Here is a 6,000-nt window from a genome sequence, read left to right on the forward strand (position 1 = left end):
GTGACCGTACCATAGGCAACGTTTTTTCCCTTCCGCTATGAAAGGCGAGGTCAATGAGGGAGAACCCCCTGGTCCTGCACGTCTTGGGTGCTCGTCCCAATTTCGTGAAAGCGGCCCCGGTGGTCCGGGCACTCGGTGAACTCGGCGTGCGGCAGGGCATCATTCACACTGGTCAGCACTACGACGCCCTGATGTCGGACGTCTTCTTCGCCGACCTCGGCCTGCCGGACCCGGTGGCGAACCTGGCGGTCGGCTCGGGCACCCACGCCAAGCAGACCGCGGCGCTGCTCGTGGGCCTGGAGGAGGTCGTCCAGGAGCAGGAGCCCGATCTGGTCGTGGTGTACGGCGACGTGAACTCCACGCTGGCCGCCATCCTCGTCTGCGCCAAGCTGGGCGTGCGGACCGCGCACGTGGAGGCGGGGCTGCGCTCGTTCGACCGGGGAATGCCGGAGGAGGTCAACCGGGTCGTCACCGACGCGCTGGCCGACCTGCTCTTCGCCACCTCCCCCGAGGCCCTGTCCTACCTGGCGTCCGAGGGCGTGCCCGCGTCCAAGGTGCACCTGGTGGGCAACCCCATGATCGACAGCCTGTTCTCGGCCCTGCCGTCGCTGGACCCTGCGCCCGTGGTGGCGCGGCTGGGCATACCGGCTCGCTATGCCGTGGCCACCCTGCACCGCCCGGCGAACGTGGACACCGCCGAGGCAGCCAGGGAGCTGGTCGACGCCGTGCTGGAGGTGTCGCGGCAGCTCCCGATCGTGGTGCCGGTCCACCCGCGCGGCAGGGCGCGGCTGGCCGAGGCCGGCCTGGTCGACGGGGAGTCGATCAAGGTCATCGAGCCGCTGGGCTATGTGGACTTCCTCTCACTCGTACGCGGCGCCGCGCTGGTCGTCACGGACTCCGGCGGCGTGCAGGAGGAGACGACCATGCTGGGCGTCCCCTGCCTGACCCTGCGCCCCAACACCGAGCGGCCGATCACGATCACGCATGGCACGAACCGGCTGGTCACGCCCGCCCTCCTGCCCGCGGCCGCGGAGAAGGCGCTGGCCGACGGCGCCGCCACGCCGGCCGGCGAGCTGCCGGTGCTGTGGGACGGCAAGGCCGGGCCGCGGATCGCCACGGTGATCGCCGCCTGGCTCAAGGGCGACAACCTGGCGCCTGCTTCCCAGGCCAAACGCCCCGAATAGCGGTCGTTTCCGCCGTAGCATGACAAACCTCCGCTGAGCGATAGGCGTATCACCATGGCCGCAAACCCTGAACCCCCCGCATTCCAGCGACTGGGTCCCGTCAACTGGCTGCCCGAGGAGCGCAAGCTCGTCGAGCGGTACGAGGCGGAGGTCAGGGAGCTGCGGCGGCGACTGGAGATCGCCGAGGCCAAGGCCGCGTACGCCACCTGGAAGCTGGAGGCCACCCAGGCGAAGCGGACGTTCAAACTAGGCGAGGCGCTGGGCTCGAAGAGCCCGGGGAAGATCGTCGAGGCGGTCCGGTCGAAGGAGAAGGCGCCGAAGCCGCCCATCCCGGTCACCGAGGTGATCGAGACGGCCGGCAACCGGCCGCCGCTGGTCGAGGTGCCGACGGTGAAGTGGCCGGCCGGGCCTGTGAACAGGCCGGACCTGAAGGTCGCGGTGATCCTGGACGACTTCTCCAGGATGGCGTTCCGTTACGAGTGGGACCAGATCGAGTTCGGGCTGAAGGACTGGCCGGAGATCTTCGCGGAGAAGCGGCCCGACCTGCTGTTCTGCGAGTCGGCATGGCACGGGAACCAGGGCCGCTGGCGCTACCAGATGACCGGGACCAACGCCCCCAAGGAGCCGCTGCGCGACCTGGTGGCCTGGTGCCGGCAGGAGGGCATCCCGACGGTCTTCTGGAACAAGGAGGACCCGCCGAACTTCGACTTCTTCATCGACACGGCCAAGCTGTTCGACTACGTGTTCACCTGCGACGGTGACATGCTGCCGAAATATCGAGAAATTTTGGGACACGACCGGGTTGATGTGCTGCAGTTCGCCGCCCAGCCGCGCGTGCACAACCCGATCCAGCAGCGGCAGGGCCGATTGCACGACGTGGTCTTCGCCGGGATGTACTTCCGCGACAAGCACCCCGAGCGCCGCGAGCAGATGGAGGTCGTCCTCGATCCGGTCAGGGAGCTGGGGCTGCACATCTTCGCGCGCAACGGCGAGGTGGACGAGAAGTACGCCTGGCCGGAGAAGTACCGCCCGCACATCGTGGGCGAGCTGCCCTATGACCAGATGCTGGCCGCGTACCGGATGTACAAGGTCTTCCTCAACGTCAACTCCGTGCTCGACTCGCCGACCATGTGCGCGCGGCGGGTCTTCGAGCTGTCCGCCTGCTCGACGCCCGTCGTCTCCGGGTGGTCGCGGGCGATCGAGGATACGTTCGGCGACCTCATTCCCATCGCGCGGGAGCCGATCGAGTCGTACAACCAGGTCCTGCACCTGATCAACAGCCCCGAGCTGCGCGCCAGGATGGGGCACCTGGCGATGCGCGAGGTCTTCGACAAGCACCTGTTCTCGCACCGCGTCGACCAGATCCTCCAGGACCTCGGGCACCAGGTGCCGGCGCGGTCGCGCTCGATCTCGGTCGTGCTGCCCACCAACCGCGCCTCCCAGATCGAGCACGCGATCTCGTCGGTGGCCCGGCAGATCCACCGCCCGCTACAGCTGATCATGGTGCTGCACGGCCTGGACATCGACCCGGTGGTGGTCGCGGACAAGGCCCGCATGGCCGGCATCACGGACGTCGCGGTCCTGCCCGCCGACGCTTCGCTGTCGCTCGGCGCGTGCATGAACATGGGCATCGCGGCCGCCGAGGGCGACCTGATCGCCAAGATGGACGACGACAACCTGTACGGGGACCACTACCTGTCGGACCTGGTCCGGGCGTTCGACTACTCGGACGCGGAGCTGGTCGGCAAGGGCGCGCACTACGCGTACTTCGAGGGGAGCAACACCACGATGCTCCGCCTCCCCGGCCTGGAGCACCGCTACTCCTTCCTTGTCCAGGGCGGTACGTTCCTCGGCAAGGCGGACATGTTCCGCTCGTACGGATTCGCCGACATCACCCGCGGCGAGGACACCCATCTGGTGCGGCGGCTGAAGGAGGACTCCGTCAAGATCTACTCGGCGGACCGCTTCAACTTCGTCTACTGGCGCAGTGCCGACGCCTCGATGCACACCTGGCAGGCCGACCACATCAAGCTGACCCGCAACGCCCAGTTCTCCTTCGTCGGCAGGCCCGACGCGCACGTCCTCATCTGACTCCCCATCTCCACGAGGTTCTCGCGGGCGAACTCGTCGGGCAGCACGCCGGCCGTGCCGGCCTCGTCGAGGCGGCATGGACGGCGACGCGCGGCGTATGGGAGCCCTATTTGGCGACCCGGGCGAGGTTCTTGTCGGCCAAATCGGCGAGCTCGTACAGGCCGGTCGGCTTCACCTTCTGGCCGACCACGAGCATGCTCATGATCAGCGTGCCCCGCCTGATCATGACCGAGCCGATCTGGGCGCCCTTCTCGCCGCCCGCCGCCGTGGTGAGGTAGGCCCGCGACTGGTCACCCTTGGCCGGCATGGGCAGGATGCGCGTCCGGTAGGACACCTTGGTGCCGCGGACGTCCGCGGTGTAGGAGGCACACTGCCGCGGCAGCGGGGCGGGGAAGGTCTCGGACGGGAGCGACACCACCGCCTGGGTGATCGAGCCGCGGGCCGCGGCGAAGGCGACCACCGCGGCGGGCGACTTGGCGATGTCCGGCTTGGCGGCGTCGAGCTGGGCGGCTCCGGCGCACTCGGGACGCTCCAGCCGGGCCTGGCGGACCGCGGCAAGCCCCTGCTGGGTGGACTTGAGCGAGCCGAAGGCGCCCAGCTCCGGGCCGTACGCGACGCTCATGCCCTCGGGCACGGGCAGCAGCGCGGGCCGGAGCCGGGCCGCGTCGGCGGATGACGGGGATGGCCGCGGCGCCGAAGCGGCGGGCGCGGTGGCGGTCTCGCCGGGCGAGCACCCGGCAATGGCCATCATGCTCAGACATATGCCGGACATGACCTTGAGCATGGGCTCTCCAATTCACTCTGGCGACATTGTCGAAAACGCTAGAGGAATTGCTGAGCGAGGGTTTGCGTAACGTCGCTATCCGGGGAATTCAGCGGTTTCAAGAATGATTTCCGATTCGCCGCTGTTCGAGCTTCCGCCATCGAGCAACGCCCTGGCCAGCCCCAGCCCGGTGCCCCGAGCGTGAGCGCCTTGGCGAGGAGCTCCTCGGCGCCCTGAGCGCCGTTCAGCACCACCATGTGATCCACGTTCCCGAACGCCTTCGCGCCCGCCTCGACGACCTCCGGCCAGCGCTCGGCGAACTGCTGGGCGATGACCGCCTCCTGGTTCCCTTCAGCGCTTCGGCCCGTGCCCCGATCGCCTGCGCCTCCGCCAGGCCCTTGGCCTGCGACGCCTCGGCCTCGGCCGCGGCGGCCATGTTGGCGGCGGCGACCTGCTCGGCCTCGGTGGCCTCCTGGTCGCGCTGGGCCTGGGCGACGCGGGCCGGACTCCCCCGTCGTTATATGCCGGACGCTACTCCAAACCGGCATTCGCGATAATAGGCCGCGCAAAATGTTTCTCGAGGCGCTGCGCGTCCCGGCGCGGCATTTCACCGGGCTGCTGATGATCGCGCCATGAGCTTGAGTCCACGCGACCTCGGGATGAACCGGCCAATTTCCCGCCGCGACTTCTTCGACGGCATAGCCGTGAGCACCCTGGGGAGCATGGTTTCGGCTGGGAAGGCTGAGGCGGCCGGCGAGTCCGCGACGCCCCCCGCGCCGGCCCGGTTCCGGGGCGGCTCCGCCGAGGCGCTCGGCGTGCCCCACGCGCTGCGCGACGGCCGCTTCTGGCAGTACGCGGGCCCGACAGAGCCGACCGGCGAGACCTACGATCTGGTCGTGGTCGGCGGCGGGCTCAGCGGGGTCAGCGCGGCCTACGAATGGCTGCGGCGCGACCCCGGCGCCAGCGTGCTCGTCCTCGACAACCACGACGAGATCGGCGGGCAGGCGCGGCGAGCCGTGTTCCACCGGCAGAGCGGCCGGGCGCACGCGGGCGCGGGCCTGGCCGACGGCGTGATGTGCGACGAGGAGACCTTCGGCACGGACACGCTGGTCAGGCTCACCTCCGACTGGGTCGCCAGGCTGCCGGTCGCCGGCCGGGCCAGGGAGGACCTGCGCATGCTGCGCCACGAGCCGCCCGACTGGTTTCCCGGGCTGTCGGCCGAGGGCAAGCAGGAGCGGCTGGCCGGGCTGACGTACTCGGCCTTCCTGCTGGAGGTCTGCGCGGCGCACCCCGACGTCGAGCGGTTCTGCCGGAGCATGTCCTGCCAGGAGTGGGGCTACGACACCCGGGCGCTCGGCGCGATCGACGCCTGGGGAAGCGGCTATCCGGGGTTCGCCGGCCTGGGGCTCGACGCGAACAAGCCGTCGCGGTTCAACTCGCCCACGGTGAAGAAGCAGTGGGGCATCACGGATCCTGATATTTACCTCTTTCCGGAGGGAAATCAGGCGCTCGTACGGACGATGGTGGAGCGCATGGTTCCGGGCGCTCTGGACCGGCCGGGGAACCCGGTGCGGTTCCGGCTGTCCAGCCCGGTGGTGTCGGTACGCGACGGCGCCGCGTCGGCGACCGTGGCCTACTTCGACGGCCACCGGGTCCTGGGCGTCGCCGCCGGATCGGTGATCCTGGCCTGCTGGAGCGCGGTCATCCCGTACCTCGTGCCGGACCTCCCCGAGGAGCAGCGCCAGGCGCTGAGCGAGGCCGTCAGGGTGCCGCTGCTGCACGCCACAGTACGGCTGCGCGACTGGGCCGCCTGGCAGCGGGCGGGGGTCCGGCGGGTGCGCTGGACCGGCGCGTACTGGTCGCTGACCGAGCTCGAACCCCCGGGCCGCGCGGGTGGACCGGCCTCCGTCCACCTGCTGGCCACCCCGTGCCGGTCGGAGCTGGGGCCGGAGGCGGGGGCGG

The 6,000-nt window shown here is 69.9% G+C and carries 5 protein-coding genes; 3 read left to right on the forward strand and 2 right to left on the reverse strand.

Annotated features, from left to right (window positions below):
* Positions 1-53 precede the first annotated feature (53 nt).
* Both wecB and EJK15_RS04685 read left to right on the forward strand, forming a co-directional pair.
* Positions 54-1,184 carry a non-hydrolyzing UDP-N-acetylglucosamine 2-epimerase gene (gene wecB / locus EJK15_RS04680; RefSeq protein WP_138709097.1) on the forward strand — a complete coding sequence of 377 codons (1,131 nt, stop codon included), beginning with the start codon at positions 54-56 and terminating at the stop codon, positions 1,182-1,184.
* A 54-nt stretch (positions 1,185-1,238) separates the two neighbouring features.
* Positions 1,239-3,275, forward strand: a complete 2,037-nt coding sequence (locus EJK15_RS04685) for a glycosyltransferase family protein (RefSeq protein WP_138709098.1) — start codon at positions 1,239-1,241, stop codon at positions 3,273-3,275.
* A 106-nt stretch (positions 3,276-3,381) separates the two neighbouring features.
* Here EJK15_RS04685 and EJK15_RS04690 read toward each other — a convergent pair whose 3' ends face one another.
* Both EJK15_RS04690 and EJK15_RS74190 read right to left on the reverse strand, forming a co-directional pair.
* Positions 3,382-4,059, reverse strand: coding sequence for a hypothetical protein (locus EJK15_RS04690; protein ID WP_138709099.1), 678 nt, complete (start codon positions 4,057-4,059; stop codon positions 3,382-3,384).
* Between the two features lie 38 nt (positions 4,060-4,097).
* Positions 4,098-4,295: a hypothetical protein gene (locus EJK15_RS74190; RefSeq protein ID WP_240776771.1), complete on the reverse strand. Its 198-nt coding sequence runs from the start codon at positions 4,293-4,295 to the stop codon at positions 4,098-4,100.
* A gap of 375 nt (positions 4,296-4,670) precedes the next feature.
* Here EJK15_RS74190 and EJK15_RS04700 point away from each other — a divergent pair.
* Positions 4,671-6,000, forward strand: a 1,330-nt coding sequence (locus tag EJK15_RS04700; protein WP_240776772.1) for an NAD(P)-binding protein, incomplete at its 3' end; no start/stop codon positions are given.

Source organism: Nonomuraea basaltis, from assembly GCF_005893125.1.
Taxonomy (GTDB): domain Bacteria; phylum Actinomycetota; class Actinomycetes; order Streptosporangiales; family Streptosporangiaceae; genus Nonomuraea; species Nonomuraea basaltis.

What these genes read in the sequence shown, in the direction of transcription:
- EJK15_RS74190 (WP_240776771.1), bottom strand. Translation starts at nt 4,295, where the DNA reads ATGGTGGTGCTGAACGGCGCTCAGGGCGCCGAGGAGCTCCTCGCCAAG.
- EJK15_RS04685 (WP_138709098.1), top strand. Translation starts at nt 1,239, where the DNA reads ATGGCCGCAAACCCTGAACCCCCCGCATTCCAGCGACTGGGTCCCGTC.
- EJK15_RS04690 (WP_138709099.1), bottom strand. Translation starts at nt 4,059, where the DNA reads ATGCTCAAGGTCATGTCCGGCATATGTCTGAGCATGATGGCCATTGCC.
- wecB (WP_138709097.1), top strand. Translation starts at nt 54, where the DNA reads ATGAGGGAGAACCCCCTGGTCCTGCACGTCTTGGGTGCTCGTCCCAAT.